Raw genomic sequence first — 25,194 nt, forward strand, 5'->3', positions numbered from 1 at the left:
CATAAAAGGATTGTTAGAGATACATGAGGCAATCACTACAGCTGCGCATGGGCCAGCAACTTACAATGACTCCACAGTTGCAACAAGCTATTCGTTTGTTGCAACTCAGTACATTGGATCTCCAGCAAGAAATACAAGAAGCTCTCGACAGCAACCCGCTATTAGAGGTTGAAGAAGCAGACTATTCAGAAGACGCTGCTGGTAAAAACGAGCAAAAAGCAGATACAGATGACATAACTGTTAGCGCATCTGCCGATGATGCTCCAAGCGAATACGAACAAGATAGTGGTGAAGCACTTGCAAAAGACACGCTAAGTGACGACATGGCTATGGATGTTAGTTGGGATGAGTACATGAGTGCCGCCCCAGCAGCATCATCGGGTCCGATGCCTGAAGACGAATCAATATACCAAGGCGCCTCTACTGAAACGCTCCATGAGTATTTAATGTGGCAGTTACAACTAACGCCATTTAGCCCTACAGACGAAGCGATTGCTATTGCTATTGTAGAAGCCGTCGATGATTCAGGTATTTTAACACTAAGCTGCGAAGAGATTTTAGAAAGCTTCAATCAAGAAAACGAAGATGATAACGAAGTCGAACTTGATGAAATTGAAGCTGTATTAAAACGCATCCAACTGTTTGATCCTGTTGGTATTGCTGCGCGTAGCCTACAAGAGTGTTTATGTATTCAGCTTAACCAGTTTGATAAAGAAACACCTTACATTAATGAAACAAAAATGATTTTAACCGAGCATATTGATTTATTAGCTGCTCGTGACTATCGTACATTAATGAAGAAAACTAAGCTCAAAGAAGAAGAGCTTAAAGAAGTAATGACATTAATACATACTCTAAGCCCTAAACCTGCAGATACTATTGTAAGAGAAGAATCTGAGTATGTTATTCCTGATGTGTCAGTTAAAAAAATTAAAGGCCGCTGGGTTGTTGAGTTAAACCCAGACAGCATGCCTAAAATTCGTGTTAATAGCCAATACGCGGCAATGTCTCGCACTGTAAAATCCAGTGGTGACAGCCAGTTTATTCGCTCGCATTTACAAGAAGCTAAATGGTTTATTAAAAGCTTAGAAAGTAGAAACGACACGCTATTAAAAGTAACAAATTGTATTGTTAAGCAACAACAAGGCTTTTTTGAACACGGTCCTGAAGCCATGAAACCAATGGTTTTAAATGATGTTGCTGAAATGGTAGAAATGCACGAATCAACAATTTCGCGCGTAACAACCCAAAAGTATATGCACACACCCCGTGGTATATTTGAGCTTAAATACTTTTTCTCAAGCCATGTAAGCACCGAAAACGGTGGTGAATGTTCATCTACAGCAATCCGTGCGCTTATCCGAAAATTAATCGCAGCAGAAAACTCAGCAAAACCATTGAGTGATAGCAAAATAGCGGATATATTGGCTGAGCAAGGAATTAAAGTAGCGAGACGTACAATCGCAAAATACCGCGAATCTCTGGCTATTCCACCGTCAAATCAACGTAAAAGTTTGATTTAAGACGCAAAAAAAGAGGGTAATGCTTATGCAACTAAACTTAACTGGTCGTCACGTAGAATTAACCGATTCACTAAGAGACTATATTAATACCAAATTTGCGAAGCTAGAAAGACACTCTGATCATATTAATAATGTTCATGTCATTCTCGATGTAGAAAAATTAAATCAAAAAGCAGAAGCCACCATACACGTAAGCGGTGCTGAGTTATTTGCCTCTACAGAACATCAAGATATGTATGCCGCCATTGACTCGTTGATCGACAAGCTCGATCGACAAGTAATTAAACACAAAGAGAAGCTTGCTCGACACTAATATGATGAAATTAAGCTCACTTATATGCCAGGACTGCAGCAAAGCTGCGGTCCTTTTTAATAGCAAAAAAAGAATTTTAGAGTTCATTAGCGAACTTGCTCACGACAAACTTCCGTATTTACCGCAACAAGATATTCTTAATGCTTTAATGAGCAGAGAAAAATTGGGTAGTACAGGTATAGGGCGTGGCATTGCCATTCCTCATGGAAGAATGAGCGGTGCAGAAGAGCCTTTGGCTTTAGTACTCGTTAGCGAAACTCCAATAAATTTTGATGCAATCGATAATCGCCCTGTTGATATTTTCGTCGCACTCATCGTACCAGATGGCGATAACCAGCAGCACTTAAAGACTCTAGCAACCATTGCTGATAAACTAAACAACAAAGATTTTTGTAAACAGTTACGCAGTGCAAAATCAGATACTGAGCTTTACCAAGTTATTATCAATCAATCATAGTTTTATAAAGGGTGTTAAATGGAGTTAATTATCATAAGCGGCCGTTCTGGTTCTGGAAAGTCGGTTGCTTTACGCATTGTAGAAGATTTAGGTTATTATTGCGTAGATAATATTCCAGTTAACTTGCTTCCTTCATTAGTTCGCAGTGTGTCTGATAGCTACGATAAAATTGCTGTTAGCATTGATGTACGGAACATCCCTAAACAACAAGATGAATTTAACGATATTCTTGAATACTTGCCAGGCTTTGCAAACCCTACGTTATTTTATTTAGATAGCGACGATCAAACATTGATAAAACGTTTTTCTGAAACTCGTAGATTACACCCACTATCAATTGACTCGTTGCCTCTTGATTTAGCCATCAAAAAAGAAAAAGAATTACTTGATGTATTAATCACCCGCGCCGACTTTATGATAGACACGACTGATTTGAGTGTTCATCAACTCGCTGAATCTATTCGTGAAAAGATTTTAGGTAAAAAAGATAAACAACTGATTGTCACTTTTGAATCGTTTGGTTTTAAACACGGCATACCAAAAGAAGCAGATTACGTATTTGATGCACGCTTTTTACCAAATCCACATTGGGAACCTGAATTAAAACCTTTAAATGGGTTAGATCAACCCGTTAAAGATTATTTGGCCAATCACAGCATAGTGCAAAAATTCACATGGCAAATTCAAACATTTGTACAAACGTGGTTACCGCACTTAGAGCGAAATAACCGCAGTTATTTAACCATTGCCATTGGGTGTACAGGCGGACAACATCGCTCTGTATATTTAGCGCAAACTATCGGTGAAAGTTTTGCAATGACACATCCCAATGTGAAAATTCGCCATCGCGAACAAGAAAAATAATATAGCTGAATAATCACCTGTTCAGCTTAGGTAGAGTAAGTTATGCATTGTGAAGACACTTTTTTAATAAAAAACAAATTAGGATTGCACGCCAGAGCAGCCACCGTGCTTGCCCAATTGGCAGTGCAGTTTGATGCGACAATTACATTATTTCAAGATGACAAAGAAGCCGCAGGCGATAGCGTACTTGCACTAATGTTACTTGAAAGTAGCCAAGGAAAAGAAGTAAAAGTTGTATGCAAAGGCCCCGATTCTGAGCAAGCTTTACATGCTGTTGGAGAATTAATAGCACAACGTTTTAATGAACAAGAATAAACAGTTATAAAAATAATGCTCGCATTACTAATGCCCCAATTAAAACAGATATATAAAATAAATACGGTTAGTGACGCCAGTTAACTCACCTCTCCCCATAAAGTAATATAAAAATTTATAAAGGACGCCAATGCCTGAAGCTTTTGAACAAGATTACCCACTACAGCAACTAAAACAGGTGACTAAGTCACTCAATAGTGGTCAATTTGTTCAAGTTAGGCGCATGCTCGCAAAAACAGCTCCTTGTGATACCGCATTATTACTAGAATCATCACCGCATAAAATTCGCCGACTCCTTTGGCAGTTGGTTGATCCTGATGTGCAAGGTGATGTTCTTGAAGAACTATCAGAAGATGTTCGTTTAGGCATTATTGCCCAAATGGAACCTAAGCACATTGCAGCCGCAACAGAAGATATGGGCCACGATGACTTAGGTGAAGTATTACGTAGTCTGCCGGACACCGTTTATAAAGACGTTGTTAGCGCGATGGACATTCAAGACCGTGAGCGTGCAACACAAGCACTTTCGTATCAAGAGCGTTCTGCTGGCGCGCTAATGAACACCGATACGGTGACCATCCGCCCTGACGTTACGCTTGATGTTGTACTTAGATATATTAGGCTACGCGGCGAGTTACCAGAAGGTACCGATGACTTGTACGTTGTTGATAAGCATAACTGCTTTATAGGCGCTTTATCGCTGAGTACATTATTAACTAACCCGCCAGAAAAAATTGTTCGTGATTTAATGGATGAAGATTGTGAATCCATTCCAATCTCTATGGATGAAAGTGAAGTCGCGCAATTATTTGAACGTCATAATTGGATATCGGCCCCCGTAGTCGATGATAACGATCAGCTCCTTGGCCGTGTCACTATCGATGACATCGTTGACGTAATCCGCGAAGATGCTGAGCATAGTTTATTGGGCTTAGCCGGCCTTGATGATGAAGAAGATACCTTTGCGCCAGTACTAAAAAGCTCTAAAAAACGCTCAGTTTGGTTAGGTGTCAACTTACTAACTGCACTTGCAGCTGCTTTTGTAGCTAGCTTTTTTGAAGGCACTTTAGATGTTTTACCTATTTTAGCTGTACTTAACGGTATTGTCCCTTCTATGGGCGGTGTTGCAGGTAGCCAATCATTAACGCTTGTTATTCGTGGTATTGCGGTAGGTCATATAAATCAAACTAACCAACGCTTTTTAATGATGAAAGAGCTTGCTATTGGCGCGTTAAACGGTGTTTTGTGGTCGTTGTTAATTGCAGGTGTTATTGCCCTATGGCAGTGGGACTTTATGCTTGGTGGCGTACTCGCCTTCGCTATGTTTATGAACTTAGTGGTGGCAGGTGTTGCTGGTGCGAGTATCCCTATTATTCTTAAAAGAATGAATATAGACCCAGCACTTGCAGGGAGTGTGGTGCTAACCACGGTGACAGATATTGTGGGTATATTCGCCTTTTTAGGTACTGCTACTTGGTTGCTGGTTTAAATTAGAAACTTTTGCAAATAACTAAAGTAAAAAACACTTAGGGTAAAGCTGCAACTATGACAACGGATACCAAAAATAAAAAAGACACACCTAAAAAAACGCCAAAACAAAAAGGCCTATCAATATTAAAAAGTGTGTTGATATATGGTCTCATATTTTTCGTAATTTATAACGCTGTAAATTGGTGGCGACAACCTGTTATGCCAGCAAATCCTCAATTACAATTAATAGATTATAAAGGGCAAAACATTGATTTAGCAGCAATGAGCCAAGATAAACCAACACTTGTCTATTTTTGGGGAACTTGGTGCCCTATTTGTAGTATTACCTCCCCTGCCATAAACAAACTCGCGAACGAGAATAACTACCCTGTAGTGAGCATCGCAATAAAATCAGGTTCGGATCAAAAAATACATGAGTATCTAAATGATCATGGCTACAGTTTTATCACTGTCAACGATCAACACGGTGAGATATTTGCCGATTGGCAAGGGCAAGTCACGCCATCTTATATAATCTTAAAAGATAATAAAATGACGCAAGGGCTAACAGGCATTCAGCCGTTATGGTCACTTAAATTACGTTTGTGGTTATCATCAACGTTTTAAGAAAAAACTAACTGCAAGTATATAGGCACTAAATATGTGCTATCTCAAGAGGGGTTTCTAAAAGCTCGCTCTTTATCACCTACAATAATATAGATAATAAAGAGCAAGGTTTACTTAATTTACGTATTAAAAAGGTTTTAAAAAACCTTAGCGTAATTAAACTAATCTACTAGTTGTTATTAGATTGAATCACTAACGTGTACTTTGACGATTACCGCCTACTTTTGGTTTAGTGTTTGCCTTTTTAAATTGGCTAAAACCGGTATGTCGCGTTAGTGCAGGACGTCCGCCTTTACTGCCACCTTTACCTGCTTTTTCATCACGCCCTTCTTCAGGCACTAAACAGTTAGGCCCTTTACCAATTAAATTAGCTTTACCCATTTTACGCAGTGCTTCACGTATCATCGGCCAACCTGCTGCATCATGGTAGCGTAAAATAGCTTTATGTAATCTACGTTGGCGAGCACCTTTAGGTACTGGAACAACTTCTGTATTGTTTTTTATATTACGTAAAGAGTTCATTTCTGTGTGGTAAATAGTCGTCGCATTAGCCATCGGTGATGGGTAAAAATTTTGTACCTGATCAAGCTTAAAGTCGTTTGATTTAAGCCATAAAGCCATGTTTACCATGTCTTCATCTTTTGTCCCTGGGTGAGCAGATATAAAGTAAGGAATTAAATACTGCTTTTTACCGGCTTCTTTAGAGTACTTATCAAATAATTCTTTAAATTGATCGTACGCCCCCATACCTGGTTTCATCATTTTTGATAATGGACCATCCTCTGTATGCTCTGGCGCTATTTTTAAGTAGCCACCTACATGATGCGTTACTAATTCTTTAACGTAACGCGGGTCGCGTACAGCTAAGTCGTAACGAACTCCAGAAGCAATCAATACCTTTTTGATACCCTTAACTTCACGTGCTTTTTTATATAAGTCTATTGTTGGCGTATGATCTGTATCCATATGCTTACAAATTTCAGGATACACACATGATAAACGTCTACAGGTACTTTCTGCCTTTTTGCTCGTACAACGCAGTTTATACATATTTGCCGTTGGACCACCTAAATCAGAAATAACACCAGTAAAACCGGGTACTTTATCTCTAATCTGTTCAATTTCTTCAATAATTGATTCTTGCGAACGGCTTTGAATAATACGCCCTTCATGCTCCGTAATTGAGCAAAACGAACACCCACCAAAACAACCGCGCATAATATTAACTGACGTTTTTATCATGTCGTAAGCAGGAATTTTAGAGTCGCCGTAACTTGGGTGAGGAATACGCTGATACGGTAAACCAAACACAGCATCCATCTCATGTGTTTCTAATGGGTATGCTGGCGGGTTTACCCAAATAGAACGATCGCCGTGTCGCTGAAACAGTGCTCTTGCACAACCAGGATTTGTTTCTTGATGTAGAATACGCGAAGCGTGGGCGTATAGAGGTTTGTTAACACTTACTTGCTCATAAGCAGGTAACTTAACGTAAGTTTTTTCCCATGGCTTAGGTCGCGCAGGCTGAACCATAATCGGTTTTGCAGCTTCTGCCTTTAAGTCTATACCCGCTTGTTTAAATTCAGATTTACTACAGCCAACATCATCAGCGCCGTATGGATTTGGAATAGGGTCGATTTTACCAATTTTATCTATAGCGGTGGAGTCACTTCCACGCCAGCCTGGTAAAGGTTCTTTTCTGATAACAGCCGTGCCGCGAATATCTTGAATAGTATCCATTGTTTCGCCTGCGGCAATACGATGTGCAACTTCAACTAACGGACGCTCTGCGTTACCGTAAATTAAAATATCAGCTTTTGCATCAAACAAAATACTACGACGTACTTTTTCTTGCCAATAGTCGTAATGAGCTATACGACGAAGACTCGCTTCAATACCGCCAATAACAATTGGGATACCTTTGTATGCTTCACGGCATTTTTGCGAGTAAATCATTACGGCGCGATCTGGACGTTTACCACCTACGTTATCTGGCGTGTAAGCATCATCGTGGCGCATACGCTTTTCAGCTGTATAGCGATTGATCATCGAATCCATGTTACCAGCCGTTACACCAAAAAATAAATTCGGTCTGCCTAGTTCCATAAATGCATCTTTAGAGTCCCATGCTGGCTGGGCAATAATACCCACTCTAAAGCCTTGCGCTTCAAGTACACGGCCAATTACCGCCATACCAAAACTAGGATGATCGACGTACGCGTCACCACTAATTATTATTATGTCGCAGCTATCCCAGCCAAGTGCATCCATTTCTTCACGTGTAGTTGGTAAAAATGGCGCGGTGCCATAACATTCAGCCCAGTATTTAGGGTATGAAAATAAGGCGCGCTTAGCTTTGAGTGTGCTCATAATTGTGGCCGTAGAATAACAAAAGGCGCGAATTATACCCTACTAAATTGTTTATATATACAAAGTAGTCAAAGCATATCGCGCCTTAAATTCTAAATCGTTCATTAGCTTAAATAATAAGTTAATCTTTTTAGCGTTTATTTATAAATTCTATTAATTCATTTTCAGGCATGGGTTTAGCATACATAAAACCTTGTACTTCATCGCATCCTAAATTTTTTAAGAACTGGGCTTGCTCTTGTGTTTCGACCCCTTCAGCAATTGTTTTTAAGCCCAATTTAGCACCAAGAGATATAACTAAGGCAGCAATAGCGCCAGTGTCGTCATTTGGTAAGTCTTTAATAAATGCACGGTCTATCTTTAACCTATCCAGTGGTAAACTTTGAATGTAACTCAGCGACGAAAAACCAGTACCAAAGTCATCAAGAGCAACTTCCATTCCGAGTTCTTTTAGCTCACTTAGTGTACTAATAACCGTTTCCAGCTCATCCATTACTACGCTCTCGGTGATTTCTAATTCTATGTTTTTTGGCTTAACACCATATTTTAACAATGTATTTTTAACAGTTTGCGCATAACCTTTTACTTTAAACTGTGGAACAGACACATTAACTGCAATACAAATTTCTGTGCCCATATTTCCTAGGCGCTTTTGCTGTTGGCAAGCTTGTTCTAATACCCACTGCCCTATATCAACAATTAAGCCCGCATCCTCTGCAAGTGGCACAAACACAGCCGGCGATATATACACGCCATCACTTGCCGGCCAGCGTAATAATGCCTCACATCCAATTAGCGATAAGTCATCTAGTGCAAGTTGAGGTTGGTACCATACCTCTAATTTATTTCGAGCAAAGTCATGACGTAACTGCCTAATAATCCCTATCCGCCAAGCCATCTTATCTTGCATATCAATATTGTAATAAACGCCTTCTTTATGCTTTGCTTTTTTAGCTTGGTCAAGTGCAATATAAGCAACTTTCAGTGTATCAATACCGCTACTTTGAAAGTCTTGTTGTTGGCATAAGCCCACTCTAAAATCGATAGGGAGTAAATGTTCTTCTGCGTAAAATGAAATACCTAATTGCTCATTCAATTTTTTTAAGTCAAATTCGTCTTGGCGAATAATAAAACCAAAAACATCAGCGCCAATACGTGATAGTAATTTAGCTGTTGGGTAATTTTCTCTTAACCTTTGCACAATGCCAATTAATACTTTATTGCCGACCTCTTGCCCTAAGCCGTTATTAATATCTGCAAAATTAACTACATCAAGTAATACAAATACATGATCGTTCACGTGTGGCTTTTGATAACTCACCACACGCTCAATAAAGTTAGTACGATTTGAAATACCAGTAAGCACATCTTTATAAGCAGCATCTCTTAACTTTACAAATAACCTTATGTTATCAAGTGCTACACTTACATTAGTTAAGAAAATTTCAGCAAATTGTAGCTGTGCTTGTAAGGGAATGTGGTCGCACTCTATATATAAAGCCGCTTTTCGATGCTTACTTTTTAATATAAATGTTGAACTTGAGTCTATGTGTTGGTGCTTTGACAAACCAAAACACGACTCAACTTGTTCAAATACTTTGCTATCAACATTAATTAATTTTTTACCAAAATAGCTTTCGTAATGCCCGCAACCACCTAAGACCTGAATAAAATCATCGCCATCTAACTTACTGCAAACAAGCCCTCTAGGTGAACATTTTAAAATAATACTCATGTGCTTGATGATTTCTTTGCATAATTGCTTAACATCAGTAAGTCCTAAAATAGACTTTGATGCTGAAACAATCGTGTTCATTGCATCACTTTGATATTCAAGCTGACATACCTGCTCGTATGAGCGAATAGCGGTTATAAGCGAAGTTACTAACTTAGAACGAGTCAGCTCTGTTTTCGTTTTATAGTCATTTATGTCGTATTCTCGTATTACTTTTTCTTCTGGTGTAATACCTGCTTGCCCTGTTCTTAAAATAATTCTTACATGTTGATTATTTAATTCGTCACGCACCCTTTTTACAACCTGCAAACCGGCATCGTCAGTTTCCATAACAACGTCTAAAAAAATAACCGAAATATTTTTATTTTTAGCTAGCACTTCTATTGCTTCTGCACCCGAATAAGCATCGTGAAATCGCAAGCCTGCCCCTAAAAACTCAACGCCAGACAAAGCTAATTTTGTTACAGAATGAATCTCAGGTTCGTCATCAACAATTAAAATATCCCAAAACTTAGTCTGCTCAACAACAGCATCGTCTTCAAAATCTTGTTCAAAAAATAAAAAATCGTTTTGATCTGACGACATTCGCTCTCCTAAGTAGCAATCAATAAATTATTTTTGGTTTATAATCTAATTCATACTATAGTCGATTAATAAAAAGTTGTTGTATTTCAACTTGAAAAACTAATAAAAGGTGTGCTTATTAAACCATTAAAAATATTAATCAAATGCGTACTGTTATTACTATTAGTATTGGCACTGGTAGGGCTAATACTGCCTCAAAGTTATAGTGTAAATAAAACAATCGAAATTAATGCCAATCTTAAAGTAATAAAGCCGCTTATCACCGACTTTAGCCAATGGCAAAAATGGTCTCCATGGGAAAAAGTAGACCCCAGCATACGTTTTACTTTGGGCGAACCCAGTTCTGGCCTAGGGGCTCATCAGTCTTGGAAAGGAAAATGGGGGTATGGTGAAATGATCATAACTTCGGTAAGCCAAAATAAAGTCAGCTTCAACATACTTTTAAATGCTGAACATATTATTAGAGGCACTTTTAACCTTAGCGAGCAAAACGGTATAGTTACGTTAATATGTAATATTAAAGGTCAAACAACTGCTCCTTTAATATCTGGTTACACTGCAATTTTAAGCGAGTACGTACTCAGTAATACAGTTTCACTGGGTTTAAATAACCTTCAAACTGTTGCACAGCTTAGTGATCCACAAAGGATAATGCACAGTCATGACAGTCAAAACAGCACAGGCGAGAATTAATCTTGCCAACATCATCGAATCCTTACTTGGTTACCCTATAACAAAAGTAGGTAGTAACGGTGTACTACCCACTAACGAGCAAAGTTACGATATTAAGGGCCAAATTAAGCCGCTTTATCATATTAACAGTGAAAACTCTGTTTTAGCTCGCGCTCAAAAGCGCCAAGATTTATTACTTATTAAACAACAACAAAATATAGAATCAATTTTAGCAATGGCTATGGGGTTTTGCCCTGATGTAGCAAGTAGTAAACAGCCCGATGTTGATTGGGTAGAGCATTTTATAGCTCTGTGTGAAGATACTTCTAATGAATCAATGCAAATTTTATGGGCAAAAATTTTAACAGGAGAAACACTTAATCCTGGTACGTTTTCAATTAAAAGCCTACAAACTTTAAAACATATGACACAGCGAGAAGCAGACTCTTTGCAAAAATGTGTGTCGCTCTCAGGCTATAACGAAAAAGACGACAGCCACTTTATATTACTCGGCTTTTACAAAAAACCGTCCTTGTTTGATTTGCTACGAAAAGGCAATAAAGTATCTCTAAATTTAGGAAAAACGGGTATTAGCTTTCCTGATATTTTAACGCTCATGGATCTTAATTTACTGTATAGAAAAGAAATTGAATCTGCAGTGCTTAAAGCGGGGCAAGAACTTACCCTTTCATTTTTATCGCAAAAAGTAACGTTAAAAGCAAAGAGTAGTGATTTGGTATTAAGCTATTACAAATTTACTCAAACAGGTGATGAGCTATCTAAACTCATTAATTTCCCTGTCAATAAGGTCTATAAGCAGTTGATTAATAATGCGCTAGAGGGAGAGTTTGATTTAGCGTGGCACGCAATAAAATAATATGCCACGCTTTGTTTAATTAGAAAATACGAATTAAAAATGAACCTGAATACCCGCAAATGGGCCAGATGCATCAATATCAGTAGTAATATCATCTACATCATCAAGTTCTAATACCATAGAGCGGTAACCTGCTTTAACAGCAACATCTACTGCTAGGTTATCAATAAGTTCCCACGCTACGCCTACTTGATAATCTTGTACTTTACTGTCGTCAATAGCCAAAAAGCTACCTTCAAAAAATACACTTAAACCAGTAAATGGTAAGCCAGCTTCGGCACGGCCGTATGCAAGAGGAACAAAACCAGAGAAGTCTTTGGTTTCGGTAAAGTTAGTACCACCATTTTGGGTAGTGCCACTTACAACAATATCACCGTCAAACTGTTTAGCATTTAAACCTAGGTCTATTGAAATTAAGTCATTATCAAAAATTTCATAATAAAAAATATAATCAATATGCGTTAAATCACTTACCGTATTTACAGTAGAACCAACAACATAATCAGAACCATTGAAGCTAAATGTATCTGTAAGCAGCGCAGAACCATTTAACTCAAGCTCTGTATACTTTAATTTGATATTTGGTACTAACGGCACTGGGTGCTCAAGCGCCGCGTAATAACTTACAAAAGTCTCATCTTCAAAATTAAAATCTTGAGATGCATTATTTTTGTAAGAAAATTGGCCATCGTTATCTGACTTCCATCCATCAACACCTACGTATAAACCTAGTAAAGTGTCAGCTTGCGCTGCCGGTGCTAAACATGCCATTGAAAGGGCTGCTGCTAAACAATACTTTTTCATTTTTTATCCTTGAGCTAGTAGTTCGCTAAGTTCGATTAAAGCCGCATTGGCTCTAGAAATATAATTTGCCATAACTAAAGAGTGGTTAGCAACATAGCCAAAACCATTCCCGTTTAAAATAAGTGGGCTCCACACTGTTTCTTGGGTTGCCTCAAGCTCACGTATAATTTGTTGAACGCTTACACGCGCATTTTTCTTTTCAAGTACATCAGCAAAGTCGTACTCTATCGCTTGTAAAAAATGTAGTAATGCCCAAGTAGCACCGCGCGACTCGTAAAATACATCGTCAATTTCTAACCACGGTGTTCTTACTTGCTGCTGCAGTGGAGCAAGAGTTGCTTGTTTATTAGATGAATTACCCGCTAAATCGGTGTTCACTTTTTCTTGGCCTACACTGGCACTTAAACGCTGACTTAAGCTACCTAAACGTTTTTCAGCTTCTTTAAGCCAACTACGTAAGTTATCTGCTCGTGCATAAAATTGGCTATCGCGCTCATGCTCGTTAGCAATTTGTCCACGATATACCATTAAATAATCAATACCTTTTTGATACTCACCTTCAGCACTTGGCCATGCCCATGCTTCAGAGCTTATATTAAACTGTGGCTGCGCCTTTTTAAGTGCTTCATGTTCCGTTGATTGTGATTGCGAACGGCTAAAATCTTTTCGCATAGAAAGCGATAAATCACGTACCATTTCTAGTGCGCCATATTCCCACGCTGGCATATCATCCATAATAATACTTGGTGGTATTACATCATTTGATAAGTAGCCACCGGGTTTATCTAGTAAGGTATTTGCTACTGTAATTAATGTAGAAGTAGTTACATAACCCGTAACTATTTTTTCATTACGAAGCTGCGCTTGCTCTTTGGCGTTTGCAACAACATCAAAACGTGAAGGCTCAGTGCTCCAATAAACAGCAATTGCGTAAAATATGATAAGCAGTAAAACAACTATTCCTGCTATTTTTCCTTTGTGTTGCGACATGTGTACTCCTAGTGATGAGCGTGTTGAGTAGATGGTTTTGACTGCGTAGCTTGCGCTTCAAGCGACACGACTTGAGCATTAGTGAACAAGCGATTACCGTCACTAAAATATAGCGTGAGTTTGCGTTCTTGCCCTACTTTTAATGGCTCTTGTGGTTCAAATACCATTAAATGATAACCGCCAGGTTGAAAACTGACACTTTCGTGCGCTTTAATTTCAACTGATTCAACTTGTTGCATTTTCATCATGCCGTCTACATGTGAATGCTCGTGTATTTCAACACGCCCTAAGCCATCAATAGTTGCCTTAGTTAAAGTTGCTGCGGCTCCACTGTGATTTATTAGCGTTAAATAACCTACAGTTGAAGTACTGCCAGGTAAAAACTCTCTAATTTGCGCGTTAGTTACTTCGAGCACAGCCACATCAGAACCATGATCGTGCCCTGAGTGCGCCGCCAACGATGACGAAAAAAAACTAAATATTAATGCAGAAGCCATCGAAAAACATAGTTTCGTCATCATTCTTATCCTTATGAGAACTTTAAATTACAGGCTAAATTTAACATAGTTAACCTATAATAGTCAGTCAAATTAAGGATTAAGAGGCTACTTTTTTGTTATCGGCAACAAGCCAGCACAACACTGCAACAAATAGTAACGGCCATGCAATCATTATAGATCCGAATAAAAGCGCTAAAACAGTCCCTGCTAATGCCACTACACCCGCACCAACTAATCCCATAGTAATTAAAGCCACTACAGCAACTACAGCAACAATTGCGGCCAAAGCACCTACAAGCTCGAGCCCAGCCCAGCTAATATCAGCAATCCATAACGGCAACTGCCAAGAATCAATCTGCACAAACGTAATTAAATCAGTAAACAGTAATAAATAGATAATTACACATACTGCCAAAGCTTTCATAGTAACTCTCCTTATACCAACCGGTTTATATATGAGGTCTATTTAACGATAAGAAAATTGCGCTATAACTAGGCAAAAAATTTTTATATCTAGTTGTTCTAAATAAAAATTTTTAACAACGTTATAGAGTGATTTAATTCGTTAAATTGTTCAAATATTTATGCCGGTTGGTATTAATACTCTTTATTTTCAAGGCAGCAATGCGCTATAAAATAACCAAGTGCAACTGCAAACGGAAAACTCAAAAACAACAAAATAGTAACTACGCGTGTTGCCCATACAGGAAAGTCCAATCTATGGGCTAAACCACTACAAACACCCGATATTTTTTTATTTAGAGTATCTTTATACCAACCTCGTTGACGATTAAAGCTGTTCATAGCAATCTCCTAAGCAGTTTGTTTTAAATTAGTATTTAAGTTCGCTTTTAAGCGAGCCAGTTCAGCATCAATTTTTTCATTTTTAACTAACGACTCAATTTGGGCACTCGTAGAGCTTGCTGTATCAGTCAGCTCATAAGCCTCTACTTGAGCTTCAATACCTTCAACACGCTGCTCTATTTGTTCAAAACGAGACAACGCATGAGCTACTTTATCGCTTTGTAGTTGCGTACTGATTCGCCCTCTAGCAATAGCAACATTATGACGTTGCATTAACTGAGCTTGCTTAGTTTTAGCCATAGCCATTTTTTGCTGCAGACGCTCACAATCAACCTTAATTTTTGCAATAGACTCTTGCAGTGTTTCTAGTTGAGCTTGCTTATTTTCAATGCTTTCGTTAACGCGCTGCTTTTCAAGTAAGGCAGACTTAGCAAGGTCATCACTGCCCTTCTCAACCGCACGTTCTGCTTTAATTTGCCAAGCTGCTAATTCTGTTTTTTTAGTATCAATTTGGCGATTAATTATTTTCTCTTCACACAATAAAGCGGCTGCTGTACTACGGCACTCATTCAACGCATCTTGCATCTCGGTAAGCATTAAGTTTAAAAGTTTTTCTGGGTCTTCAGCTTTATCAAGCATAGCGACAATGTTTGATTGAATTACATCATTTACGCGGTTAAATATTCCCATGGTATTCTCCAGTTGATTTTTAATTAATTTCAACAAGGAGATTCCAAGAGTTGTGCCAAGTTCATAAAAATAAAAATAAAACATTTAAAATCATAGTGATAAACAACAAGCACTCTAGTTTTTAGTGACTTCCAGCTGAACAACATAGAGTGTAATTGGCCAATAAATTATGATTTTGACTAATTTTTAGGATCAAAAAAACCACTCGAAAGTGGCTTAAGTTTAGAATTTTAAAAGCTTAGCTTTATTCTGGTACAAAGCTTAATGCTTTATCCATTACCGATAAATCAGCTTGCTTACCATGACCACTTTCAGAGAGGTGGCGTCTAAAACCGCGTGCACCAGGCTGCCCCTGAAAAATACCGAGCATGTGACGTGCAATATGCCAAAAATTAGCACCCAAACGCATTTCTTCTTCAATGTAGCTGTACATTGAGCGCACTACGTCGTGGCGTGATTGTGTGTTTGCAGCATCACCATAAATTTTCTCATCAACGTCATTGAGCATAAATGGGTTACTGTAAGCTTCACGCCCAATCATTACACCATCGATATGTTGTAGATGTTCTAGGCTCTGCTCAATTGTTTTAACGCCGCCATTTAGGCTTAAGTCTAGCTGCGGATAATCTTTTTTAAGTTGATAAACACGTGGGTAATCAAGCGGTGGGACTTCACGATTTTCTTTCGGGCTTAAACCATTGAGCCATGCTTTACGAGCATGAATAATAAAATCATCACACCCTACTTTATGAGACGCTTCAATAAGCGCACATAAAAACTCATACGAATCTTGCTCATCAATACCAATACGCGTTTTAACAGTTACAGGAATACTTACTTCGCTTTTCATTGCTGCAACACACTCAGCAACTAATTGAGGCTCAGCCATTAAGCATGCGCCAAATCGACCATTTTGAACTCTGTCTGACGGGCAACCTACATTTAAATTTATTTCGTCATAGCCACGCTCACCTGCCAGTTTTGCACATTGCGCAAGCGCTTTAGGATCAGAGCCACCAAGTTGCAGTGCAACTGGGCCTTCGTGTTTATTAAAATGTAAGTAGTCGCCTCGACCAAATAAAATAGCCCCTGTGGTTATCATTTCAGTATAAAGCACAGTATGTTTAGTCATTTTGCGATGAAAAGTACGACAATGGCGATCAGTCCAATCAAGCATTGGTGCCACAGAAAAGCGTCTATCCAAAGTACATTTATTCAAAGCAAACCTCAGGGTATTAAAGTTATTAAGCACAGCTTAAAAGGCGCTGCATTTTACACAAAAGCCTGGCAGGCATCAATGTTAAGAGAACACCTGCAAGCCAAAATAATGGGCTATGCCATTTAAAATATTAGTAACGGCAACCGAGCTTAAAATAAGCCCCATAATTCTACTTATTATACTTGCGCCACTGTCACCAATTAATTTATGTACATGCGTTGCAAGTAGTAACAAAACCAGTACAACTGCTAATACAGCAAGCATCATTGAAGACGTTAGTAACTGCTCAACCCAGGTATACTCTTCATTACGAGTCATTAATACGGCGCCTAACATAGCGCCAGGGCTCGCGATAGACGGAATCGCAAGCGGAAAAATAGCGGTTTCAGTGCTGTCGCGTACACTTTTAATTTCGGCTTCTGGTTTACTTTCACCAAATATCATTGAAAGTGCAAAAATAAGTAATATGATACCGCCGGCTATTTGAAAAGCCGAAAGTGGAATTTCAATTGCGTTAAGTAATTGCTCACCTGCGAGTACAAAAAATAAAAGCACTAATGCAGATACGCCTACCGCTTTAAATATAACTTTACGTTTAAACTTCTCATCATCACCACGTGTGACTGCAATAAATACAGGTACAGTGCCAATGGGGTCAATAACCGCAAAAAAGAAAATAAATATAGCCAATAGTTCGTGCATTACTGGGTTTCCTAGGTAAAAAGCGCTTAATAAAAACGCTGCAACTACAACACAGTATGTTAGTATATCACGGTAGCATAAGGATAAGAGTAATGATGAATATAGAATCACTCGTAAGTAAAGCAAAACAAGTTTGTGACAACCGTGGTGCGCGTTTTACGCCTATCCGCGAGAAAGTATTTCGTCTATTAGCCAGTGCACAAGGTGGTGTTGGTGCATACGATTTGCTTGAGCAATTAAAAGTAACTGAAACAGGTGCTAAACCTGCAACTATTTATCGTGCATTAGACTTTTTAGCTGAACTAGGTTTTATTCATAAAATTGAAAGCACAAATGCATTTATGCTGTGCCATCATTTTGATCATATTCACCCGGTACAATTATTAATTTGCGATACATGTGGCTTTGTTAAAGAATTACACTCGAGTGTAATTTCGCATGAGCTTAATAATCTAGCTGCCGAAGGTGGCTTTGTCGTATCAGGGCAAACAATAGAAGCACATGGTAAATGTGAATCTTGCAGAGCATCATAATCCTTCAAAGTTATCCTTAGTGACTATACTCAAACTATATAGTCATTTCACAGAACAAATTTAAGAGTAGCCACTATGAATGTAGAATTCATCAATCCTTTTTTATCTTCTTTAATTAATGTTTTAAGCACTATGGCTCAAACTCAATTGAAGCCGGGTAAACCTCGCATTAAAACTGATGAGATAGCCTGTGGTGATGTATCAGGTTTGATTGGTATGGTTGGCCCGCAAACGCGTGGATCATTTTCAATTACATTTGATGAAGGATTAGCATTAACCATCATGGAGCGTATGCTTGGCGAACGCCCTGATACCATAGATGAAGAAGTTACCGATATGGTTGGCGAAATAACCAACATGGTAACTGGTGGTGCTAAAAATTTACTTGGCGAGAAAGGTTTCGACTTTGATATGGCAACGCCTATTGTGGTATCGGGTAAAGGTCATACAATTACTCATAAAAGCCAAGGTAAAAAAATCATCATGCCATTTAGTTGTGATGCTGGTAATGCAAACATTGAAGTTAGCTTCGATAAACTATGAGTTGGCAGCAAAAGCAAATTACATTAAAACCTCGCCCGCGAGGTTTTCATATAATTGATGACGAAATATTATCTCAACTTCCTGAACTGGCGAGTTACAAAATAGGCTTGTTACATTTATTTATTCAGCATACCTCAGCGAGCCTTACAATAAACGAAAATGCAGATCCCACTGTTCGTATGGACATGGAAAGCCATTTCAATAAATTCGTTCCTGAGCGTCAACCTTATTATCGCCACGATTATGAAGGTGACGACGACATGCCTGCACACATAAAAACCAGTACGTTAGGCTGTGAGCTAAGTATTCCTATTTCAAATGGTTATTTAGCGTTAGGTACATGGCAAGGCATTTATTTAGGTGAACATCGTGATTCTGGTGGCTCTAGACGAGTTATAGCAACTATTCAAGGGGAGCTATTTTAATAAAAGCTCTCGGTTTCAAAGTATTAACTCTTCCTACCTCACTCATATCTCATAACTTCAAAGTACGACACCTTTCTTGTAGGCGCTGAGCTCGCGCGAAGCGATAGCTTCTAACAACCAAAACTTCAATGCTGAATATTGCACATAGAATAAAGTAGATAAGAGAGATTTTAAATTATAATTTTATTTATGATTTTTAATACAGAAAATTTTGAAAGGATATAAAAAGATTGGAGCGGTACACGAGGCTCGAACTCGTGACCTCGACCTTGGCAAGGTCGCGCTCTACCAACTGAGCTAGTACCGCATTATATTTTCATTCAACACTACAATTTCTTTTGGTTAGAAATTGGAGCGGTACACGAGGCTCGAACTCGTGACCTCGACCTTGGCAAGGTCGCGCTCTACCAACTGAGCTAGTACCGCATTTTTCAGTTATTTTATTGATGCGCAATAAATTGCGTTCAACATCCTAGCAACTGAGCTAGCTTTTATTCACTTCAATTTCTTTTGGTTAGAAATTGGAGCGGTACACGAGGCTCGAACTCGTGACCTCGACCTTGGCAAGGTCGCGCTCTACCAACTGAGCTAGTACCGCATTTTTTATTTCTTCAGTTATTTTACGTTGGTGCGCGACAGGTCGCGTTCAACATTCTAGCAACTGAGCTAGTACCGCATTTTTTATTTCTTCAGTTATTTTACGTTGGTGCGCGACAGGTCGCGTTCAACATTCTAGCAACTGAGCTAGTACCGCATTTATTGATGGTAATTCAATCACTCAAACGCACTAACCCCGCGTGGGTTATCGTCTTGAGCGGGGCAGGATTCTACAATAATACAGTCTGTTTGCAAGTGTTTTTTACAAATTAAAGAAATTTTCTCTATAGACTTTTAATTCCATAATCGAATCTTTAATGTCATCCAAAGCAAGGTGTGAGCCTTTTTTGTTCACTTTTGCAAGCACTTCTGGTTTCCAGCGACGTGCTAATTCTTTAATAGTACTCACATCAAGATTTCTGTAATGAAAGAAGTCTTCAAGCTCGCGCATATATTTATTCATAAAGCGGCGGTCTTGACCAATTGAATTACCACACATTGGCGAAGTGCCTGCTGGTACCCACTGCTTTAAAAACGCTAAAGTTTGCTCTACAGCATAGGCTTCATCAAAGGTACTTGCTTTGCAGCGTGCTGTTAAACCCGACTTACCATGTTGAGTAGTACACCACTCGTCCATGCCATTTAGTAATTCATCACTTTGATGAATAGCTATAGTTGGCCCTTCGGCTAATATATTCAGGTCTGCGTCAGTGACAACCGTCGCAATTTCGAGTATTTTATCGGTCTCTGGTTCGAGCCCTGTCATTTCAAGATCGAGCCAAATTAAATTTGATTTATTAATAGTCATAATTACCTAAGCGGTGCTTTCCTTTAGATCCAACGCATTTCGATATATCATATTAGCATCAACCGTCGAGCTAAAGCTTTTTTTAGGAAAAGCGACATTTAACTAAGGTTATAGGCCTCCAGTGGCAAAACAAAAAAAATTAAGTAAAGGCCAATCGCGTCAGATCAAGGCCAATCACCAAAAGCGCATTAATAGCGCAGACTCAAGACCGGCTAAAAAAGGGGCGCAAGAATGGCAAACCGATAACTTAGGTCAGGTCGAGAGCGCAATTGTGATCAGTCGTTTTGGCCAACACGCCGATGTCGAAACTGAAAATGGCGATGTACTTCGCTGTAATATACGCCGTACTGTGTCTAATTTAGTATGTGGTGATGAAGTATTATTTCGCCGTGCCAAAGTAAGTGAAGGTGATTTAGCCGGTGTAATTGAAGCCACGCAAGAGCGTCGCTCGCAACTTACCCGCCCTGATTTTTACGACGGTGTTAAAGTTATTGCAGCCAACATTGACCAAATACTCATGGTATCGGCGGTATTACCCGAATTTACACCCAGTATTATCGACCGTTATTTAATAGCCTGTGAAGATATGGGCATTGAGCCAATTTTAGTGCTCAATAAAACCGATTTAATTGACGAAGCAGGCCTTAACGAAATACAAAAAGTTCTCGATATCTATCGTAAACTTGATTACCAAGTACTCCTTGTTAGTAATATATCAGGCGATGGTATCGATAAATTAAAAGAAGTACTTGTTGATAAAAATAATATTTTTGTTGGCCAAAGTGGTGTGGGTAAATCAACCCTCGTTAATACTGTATTGCCTAACGCTGAAATATTAACTAAAGAAGTATCTGAAAACAGCGGCTTAGGCCAGCACACAACAACTGTTTCACGCCTTCACCATTTACCAAGTGGCGGTAACCTAATCGACTCGCCAGGTATTCGTGAGTTTGGTTTGTGGCATTTAGATGTTGAGCGTGTAACGTGGTGCTTTAAAGAGTTTAGAGAATTTATAGGCGGGTGCCGCTTTAGAGACTGTAAACATTTAAACGATCCGGGTTGCATCGTTAAAGAAGCAGTAGCCGATGGAAGAATTTCTCAATTGCGCTTTGACAGCTACCACCGAATTTTAGAAACAATGGCCGATGGCCGTGCAGGCGCCCGTGCGCCTCGCGTATAATTTAGGAAAAATACTGTGAGTTTAGACAAATTTAAAATCGCAATGCAGTACGCAATGCCAAAACATTTTATTTCACGCGTAGTCGGAAAATTAGCTGCTGCAAAAGCGGGTGCTTTAACAACGACTTTAATTAAACTATTTATTAAGCAATATAAAGTAGATATGAGCGAAGCCCAATACCCAGATCCGGCTCATTATAAAAGCTTTAATGAATTTTTTACTCGCCCTTTAAAAGACGGCATGCGCCCAATGGTAGAAGATAGCAATATCATCATTCATCCAGTGGATGGCGCAATCAGCCAGCTAGGCGATATTGTTGACGGACAGCTAATACAAGCTAAAGGACACGATTACAGCTTACAAGCGCTACTAGGCGGCTCACAAGATGATACAACACCTTTTTTAGGCGGTAAGTTTGCCACTATTTATTTAGCGCCTAAAGATTACCACCGTATTCATATGCCAGTTGATGGCACACTAAGCAAAATGATTTATGTGCCAGGTGATTTATTTTCAGTAAATCCACTTACAGCGCAAAACGTGCCTAACTTGTTTGCACGTAACGAACGTGTGGTAGCAATTTTTGAAACTGAGATTGGTCCGCTTGCTATGGTACTTGTTGGTGCAACAATTGTAGCCAGCATAGAAACTATTTGGGCAGGTACTGTAACGCCACCAGCAGGTAGCGATGTATTTAGTTGGAAATACCCAACCACTGGCGATAACGCTATCACGCTTAAAAAGGGTGAAGAGATGGGTCGCTTTAAATTAGGCTCTACTGTGGTACTAGCATGGGGTGCTGATAAAGCTGAAATACTGGACGATCAACTACCAGAAGTGGTTACTCGCTTAGGTACTGCGTTTGCAAAAATTAACGACTAAAATCAATCGTTAATTAGAAATCAAAAAACCGCGTTATTTAAACGCGGTTTTTTATTTTTGTAGGCGTAAAGCCTGCTTACGCGAAAAGGGCCGCTTTTAATATTTATAACTGATACTTTACTTACTTATTGGCTTCTCTAAAGCGAAGCGCCCTCTTAACCTCTTTGTGAATAAATCACTTAAGATCTTATTGCACAAAGAGAAGCAAAAGAGAAGACACCTGGCATAGAAATTACGAGTTTTGCTCGTCACGCCAGCAAGCTGTGCATCAACAAGCTTGGTGCAGAAGTTTGATATGTTGTAGGCGTGAAGCTTGCTCACGCGAAAAGCGCAGCTTTTAATTCTTTAACGCCACATTTAATAACAGGCACAAGCCCCTCAAAAACCTATTTTCCACACTCTTTACACTCTAAATCTTTAATCACTTTAAAGTGCTGTTGTTTTAAAGTAAGCGCATCAAACGTTATAAATACACTGCCACTTAAATGACCTAATAATAAGTTGAGCGTAAGTTGCGCCTGCATAGAGCCAATTACACCAAGTAGCGGGCTAATCACTCCTGCGTTACTGCAATTTATAACCGGTGTAGCTTCGCTTTGTGGAAAAACACAGCCATAGCACGGGCTATCACTTTGCCTAAAATTAAAGCCCATTAACTGCCCTTTGGTTGCCAATGCAGCACCCGAAATTAACGGTGTTTTATTGCTAATACAATAACGATTAACGCTATAGCGAGTACTAAAGTTATCAGAGCAATCAAGTACAATGTCAGCACCTTTTAGTATGTTAGCTGCATTATTCTCATCTAACTTTTGGCAATGCGTTACTATTTCTATTTGATTATTCAGGCTCGCTAATACTTTACCCGCTGCAGTGACCTTGTTTTGCCCTAAGTGATTTATTTTATAAAGCACTTGGCGCTGTAAATTTGAAAGCTCAACCTCATCATCGTCAATTAAAATAAGCGTTCCAACACCCGCAGCGGCTAAATATAAAAGTGCTGGGCTACCTAAACCACCAGCCCCCACTACAGCAACCGTTGAGGATTTAAGCGTTAACTGCCCTTCAAGCCCAACTTCTTTAAGCAATAAATGGCGGCTGTAACGCAGGGTTTCTTTATCGCTTAGCTCATTCACGTTTACCGGCCTTGTTAGTATTGCCCTTGTTAGTATTAATTTGCACTGCTTATGGCTACTTGCAGAGCGCTTATAGCCTCTACGTAATTATCAGCTTCGGTAATCGCACGCACTACGGCAACACTGCCTACGCCGGTATTCGCTACCTGCTTTGCACGGCTTAAGTCAATACCGCCTATTGCCACTGTTGGATAGCTTTGCATAAGCGGTACAAATTTAATCAGCTTTTCAAGGCCTTGTATTTGCCCTGTCATATCTTTTGTTGTGGTTGGGTAAATAGCACCAAATGCCATATAACTAGGGCGATAATTATGCGCACGTAGCATTTCATAAAAACCATGAGTAGAAAGCCCAAGCCTTAACCCAGCGTCTTTAATTGCCGCTAAATTAGCAATCTCTAAATCCTCTTGCCCTAAATGCACACCATACGCACCATGTTTAATAGCCAGCTGCCAGTAATCGTTTATAAATACCTGTGCGTTGTATTGCTTGCCCAGCTCAACAGCTTGCTTAATGAGCCCATCAAGCTCGTCTTGTGTTTTATTTTTAACGCGTAACTGCGCTGTTTTAATGCCTTGTTGTAGACACTTTTCTAACCAATCGGTGCTATCAACAACCGCATATAAGCCCAGCGATTTACTTTCACAAGGTGCAAAGTCAGCCGCCATATTAAAATCAAGCGGCACATCAAAATCTAGTTCATCACCCAGCCAACTACCAGGCTCAATAACTTGTGGGTAGTCAGCTAAATTAGTGGGGAACGAGGTCTGAGCAACCGGTCCAATCCCCTCGCCGTATCGAACAGACTGTTTTAGCCCTTGGTTTATATATGCCTTAGCTAAAATAAAGGCATCTTTTAATGGGTAGTCTTTAGCTAAACACGCAGCAATTACCGAAGCCATGCTACACCCAGTGCCGTGGTTATGCGGTGTTTGTATTTTTTGATTGCCTAACCAGTATTCTTCACCATTTTGCGTACTACTATCAATACAATAATCAATGCAGTAGCCACTTGGGTAATCCCAATGCCCGCCTTTAATAACAACGGCTTTTGCACCCCAGCTTAATAGCTTATTAGCCGCTTCTTTTATTGCAGCCGGGCCAATTAAATACACACCGGTTAATAACTGTGTTTCGTGGGTGTTTGGGGTTATTACATCCACCAGCGGCAGTAAACATTCTTTTATTGCGCTGACGGTGTCCTCTTCTGTTAGTAAGTCACCGCTTGAGGCAATAGCGACAGGGTCATATACAATAACGGGGGGCACAGGCCACTTAGCTTTATAGTGACTTATATGTTCGCTGATCAACTGAATTTGCTGCACATTGGCTAACATGCCAATTTTTATCACTTTGGCTTTCATGTCTTTTTCAAGTGCAAGTAACTGCGATTCAATAATATCGGTAGACACTGCATTAATAGCCTCTACACCTAAACTATTTTGTGCAGTAAGCGCCGTAATCGCCGTGCAGCCATGTACACCAAAACTTTGCATTGCTTTTATATCAGCTTGAATGCCTGCACCGCCGCCAGAGTCAGAGCCGGCAATTGTCCACACTACGTTATTCATAT

General features: G+C 39.3%; 27 protein-coding genes and 3 tRNA genes. 14 read left to right on the plus strand and 16 right to left on the minus strand.

The window, feature by feature from the left end:
- Nucleotides 1-23: 23 nt before the first annotated feature.
- The 7 genes from CXF76_RS10575 to CXF76_RS10605 all read left to right on the plus strand — a co-directional run bounded on the left by CXF76_RS10575 (nt 24) and on the right by CXF76_RS10605 (nt 5,569).
- The gene (locus CXF76_RS10575) at nt 24-1,523 is read left to right on the plus strand and encodes an RNA polymerase factor sigma-54 (RefSeq protein WP_007580303.1); all 1,500 of its coding nucleotides are present in this window, start codon (nt 24-26) and stop codon (nt 1,521-1,523) included.
- A gap of 25 nt (nt 1,524-1,548) precedes the next feature.
- Nucleotides 1,549-1,836, plus strand: a complete 288-nt coding sequence (hpf, locus tag CXF76_RS10580) for a ribosome hibernation promoting factor (protein ID WP_007580301.1) — start codon at nt 1,549-1,551, stop codon at nt 1,834-1,836.
- Nucleotides 1,837-1,840: 4 nt separating this feature from the next.
- The gene (ptsN, locus tag CXF76_RS10585; protein WP_101163664.1) at nt 1,841-2,293 is read left to right on the plus strand and encodes a PTS IIA-like nitrogen regulatory protein PtsN; all 453 of its coding nucleotides are present in this window, start codon (nt 1,841-1,843) and stop codon (nt 2,291-2,293) included.
- 18 nt (nt 2,294-2,311) lie between these two features.
- Nucleotides 2,312-3,157 carry an RNase adapter RapZ gene (rapZ, locus tag CXF76_RS10590; protein ID WP_024590189.1) on the plus strand — a complete coding sequence of 282 codons (846 nt, stop codon included), beginning with the start codon at nt 2,312-2,314 and terminating at the stop codon, nt 3,155-3,157.
- A 42-nt stretch (nt 3,158-3,199) separates the two neighbouring features.
- Entirely contained in the window at nt 3,200-3,472 is a 273-nt protein-coding gene (locus CXF76_RS10595; protein ID WP_002957937.1) for an HPr family phosphocarrier protein, read from the plus strand.
- Between the two features lie 130 nt (nt 3,473-3,602).
- The gene (gene mgtE / locus CXF76_RS10600; protein ID WP_010554268.1) at nt 3,603-4,961 is read left to right on the plus strand and encodes a magnesium transporter; all 1,359 of its coding nucleotides are present in this window, start codon (nt 3,603-3,605) and stop codon (nt 4,959-4,961) included.
- Nucleotides 4,962-5,017: 56 nt separating this feature from the next.
- Complete coding sequence (locus CXF76_RS10605) at nt 5,018-5,569, plus strand: protein disulfide oxidoreductase (RefSeq protein ID WP_024590188.1); 552 nt, start codon at nt 5,018-5,020, stop codon at nt 5,567-5,569.
- A gap of 192 nt (nt 5,570-5,761) precedes the next feature.
- Here the strand turns inward: CXF76_RS10605 and CXF76_RS10610 are convergent, their stop codons facing one another.
- Together CXF76_RS10610 and CXF76_RS10615 are read right to left on the minus strand one after the other, a co-directional pair.
- Nucleotides 5,762-7,939 carry a YgiQ family radical SAM protein gene (locus tag CXF76_RS10610; RefSeq protein WP_007580292.1) on the minus strand — a complete coding sequence of 726 codons (2,178 nt, stop codon included), beginning with the start codon at nt 7,937-7,939 and terminating at the stop codon, nt 5,762-5,764.
- Nucleotides 7,940-8,069: 130 nt separating this feature from the next.
- Entirely contained in the window at nt 8,070-10,259 is a 2,190-nt protein-coding gene (locus CXF76_RS10615) for a bifunctional diguanylate cyclase/phosphodiesterase (protein WP_101163630.1), read from the minus strand.
- A gap of 111 nt (nt 10,260-10,370) precedes the next feature.
- Here CXF76_RS10615 and CXF76_RS10620 point away from each other — a divergent pair, with 111 nt between their 5' ends.
- Entirely contained in the window at nt 10,371-10,952 is a 582-nt protein-coding gene (locus CXF76_RS10620; RefSeq protein WP_007580289.1) for an SRPBCC family protein, read from the plus strand.
- Complete coding sequence (locus tag CXF76_RS10625) at nt 10,921-11,808, plus strand: TIGR03899 family protein (RefSeq protein WP_024594005.1); 888 nt, start codon at nt 10,921-10,923, stop codon at nt 11,806-11,808. The genes CXF76_RS10620 and CXF76_RS10625 overlap by 32 nt, the downstream gene beginning before the upstream one ends.
- 33 nt (nt 11,809-11,841) lie before the next feature.
- On the opposite strand, the gene CXF76_RS10630 is transcribed toward CXF76_RS10625, so the two are convergent.
- The 8 genes from CXF76_RS10630 to CXF76_RS10670 all read right to left on the minus strand — a co-directional run bounded on the left by CXF76_RS10630 (nt 11,842) and on the right by CXF76_RS10670 (nt 17,517).
- On the minus strand, nt 11,842-12,612 hold the full coding sequence (locus tag CXF76_RS10630; RefSeq protein ID WP_007580285.1) for a TIGR04219 family outer membrane beta-barrel protein: 771 nt from the start codon (nt 12,610-12,612) through the stop codon (nt 11,842-11,844).
- 3 nt (nt 12,613-12,615) lie between these two features.
- Nucleotides 12,616-13,602, minus strand: a complete 987-nt coding sequence (locus CXF76_RS10635) for a DUF2333 family protein (RefSeq protein WP_007580283.1) — start codon at nt 13,600-13,602, stop codon at nt 12,616-12,618.
- 8 nt (nt 13,603-13,610) lie between these two features.
- Complete coding sequence (locus CXF76_RS10640) at nt 13,611-14,120, minus strand: copper chaperone PCu(A)C (RefSeq protein WP_024590184.1); 510 nt, start codon at nt 14,118-14,120, stop codon at nt 13,611-13,613.
- Between the two features lie 79 nt (nt 14,121-14,199).
- Complete coding sequence (locus CXF76_RS10645) at nt 14,200-14,526, minus strand: hypothetical protein (protein ID WP_010554260.1); 327 nt, start codon at nt 14,524-14,526, stop codon at nt 14,200-14,202.
- A 173-nt stretch (nt 14,527-14,699) separates the two neighbouring features.
- The gene (locus CXF76_RS10650; protein ID WP_101163631.1) at nt 14,700-14,906 is read right to left on the minus strand and encodes a PspC domain-containing protein; all 207 of its coding nucleotides are present in this window, start codon (nt 14,904-14,906) and stop codon (nt 14,700-14,702) included.
- A gap of 9 nt (nt 14,907-14,915) precedes the next feature.
- On the minus strand, nt 14,916-15,596 hold the full coding sequence (locus CXF76_RS10655) for a PspA/IM30 family protein (protein WP_101163632.1): 681 nt from the start codon (nt 15,594-15,596) through the stop codon (nt 14,916-14,918).
- A 244-nt stretch (nt 15,597-15,840) separates the two neighbouring features.
- Complete coding sequence (dusA, locus tag CXF76_RS10660; RefSeq protein WP_024589770.1) at nt 15,841-16,773, minus strand: tRNA dihydrouridine(20/20a) synthase DusA; 933 nt, start codon at nt 16,771-16,773, stop codon at nt 15,841-15,843.
- Between the two features lie 123 nt (nt 16,774-16,896).
- A complete protein-coding gene (locus CXF76_RS10670) occupies nt 16,897-17,517 on the minus strand; it encodes a MarC family protein (protein ID WP_024589771.1) in 621 nt (206 codons plus the stop codon).
- A 95-nt stretch (nt 17,518-17,612) separates the two neighbouring features.
- Here CXF76_RS10670 and CXF76_RS10675 point away from each other — a divergent pair, with 95 nt between their 5' ends.
- The 3 genes from CXF76_RS10675 to CXF76_RS10685 all read left to right on the plus strand — a co-directional run bounded on the left by CXF76_RS10675 (nt 17,613) and on the right by CXF76_RS10685 (nt 19,018).
- On the plus strand, nt 17,613-18,050 hold the full coding sequence (locus tag CXF76_RS10675; protein WP_007580267.1) for a transcriptional repressor: 438 nt from the start codon (nt 17,613-17,615) through the stop codon (nt 18,048-18,050).
- A 75-nt stretch (nt 18,051-18,125) separates the two neighbouring features.
- Complete coding sequence (locus tag CXF76_RS10680; protein ID WP_007580265.1) at nt 18,126-18,593, plus strand: chemotaxis protein CheX; 468 nt, start codon at nt 18,126-18,128, stop codon at nt 18,591-18,593.
- Nucleotides 18,590-19,018, plus strand: a complete 429-nt coding sequence (locus CXF76_RS10685) for a secondary thiamine-phosphate synthase enzyme YjbQ (RefSeq protein WP_024589772.1) — start codon at nt 18,590-18,592, stop codon at nt 19,016-19,018. The genes CXF76_RS10680 and CXF76_RS10685 overlap by 4 nt, the downstream gene beginning before the upstream one ends.
- A gap of 231 nt (nt 19,019-19,249) precedes the next feature.
- Here the strand turns inward: CXF76_RS10685 and CXF76_RS10690 are convergent.
- The 4 genes from CXF76_RS10690 to orn form a co-directional block, all read right to left on the minus strand.
- Nucleotides 19,250-19,325, minus strand: a tRNA-Gly gene (locus CXF76_RS10690).
- 43 nt (nt 19,326-19,368) lie between these two features.
- Nucleotides 19,369-19,444 (minus strand) — tRNA-Gly (locus CXF76_RS10695).
- 96 nt (nt 19,445-19,540) lie between these two features.
- Nucleotides 19,541-19,616, minus strand: a tRNA-Gly gene (locus CXF76_RS10700).
- A gap of 261 nt (nt 19,617-19,877) precedes the next feature.
- A complete protein-coding gene (gene orn, locus CXF76_RS10705; RefSeq protein ID WP_007585019.1) occupies nt 19,878-20,423 on the minus strand; it encodes an oligoribonuclease in 546 nt (181 codons plus the stop codon).
- Nucleotides 20,424-20,544: 121 nt separating this feature from the next.
- On the opposite strand from orn, the gene rsgA reads away from it, so the two are divergent.
- Nucleotides 20,545-21,603 carry a small ribosomal subunit biogenesis GTPase RsgA gene (rsgA, locus tag CXF76_RS10710; protein WP_010554253.1) on the plus strand — a complete coding sequence of 353 codons (1,059 nt, stop codon included), beginning with the start codon at nt 20,545-20,547 and terminating at the stop codon, nt 21,601-21,603.
- A 15-nt stretch (nt 21,604-21,618) separates the two neighbouring features.
- Entirely contained in the window at nt 21,619-22,485 is an 867-nt protein-coding gene (gene asd, locus CXF76_RS10715; protein WP_024608018.1) for an archaetidylserine decarboxylase, read from the plus strand.
- Nucleotides 22,486-22,871: 386 nt separating this feature from the next.
- On the opposite strand, the gene CXF76_RS10725 is transcribed toward asd, so the two are convergent.
- Together CXF76_RS10725 and thiE are read right to left on the minus strand one after the other, a co-directional pair.
- Nucleotides 22,872-23,621, minus strand: coding sequence for a HesA/MoeB/ThiF family protein (locus tag CXF76_RS10725; protein ID WP_101163634.1), 750 nt, complete (start codon nt 23,619-23,621; stop codon nt 22,872-22,874).
- A 35-nt stretch (nt 23,622-23,656) separates the two neighbouring features.
- The gene (thiE, locus tag CXF76_RS10730; RefSeq protein WP_101163635.1) at nt 23,657-25,192 is read right to left on the minus strand and encodes a thiamine phosphate synthase; all 1,536 of its coding nucleotides are present in this window, start codon (nt 25,190-25,192) and stop codon (nt 23,657-23,659) included.
- Between the last annotated feature and the right edge of the window lie 2 nt (nt 25,193-25,194).

Origin of the sequence: Pseudoalteromonas sp. 78C3 (genome assembly GCF_002836695.1) — a bacterium.
Taxonomy (GTDB): Bacteria; Pseudomonadota; Gammaproteobacteria; order Enterobacterales; family Alteromonadaceae; genus Pseudoalteromonas; species Pseudoalteromonas arctica.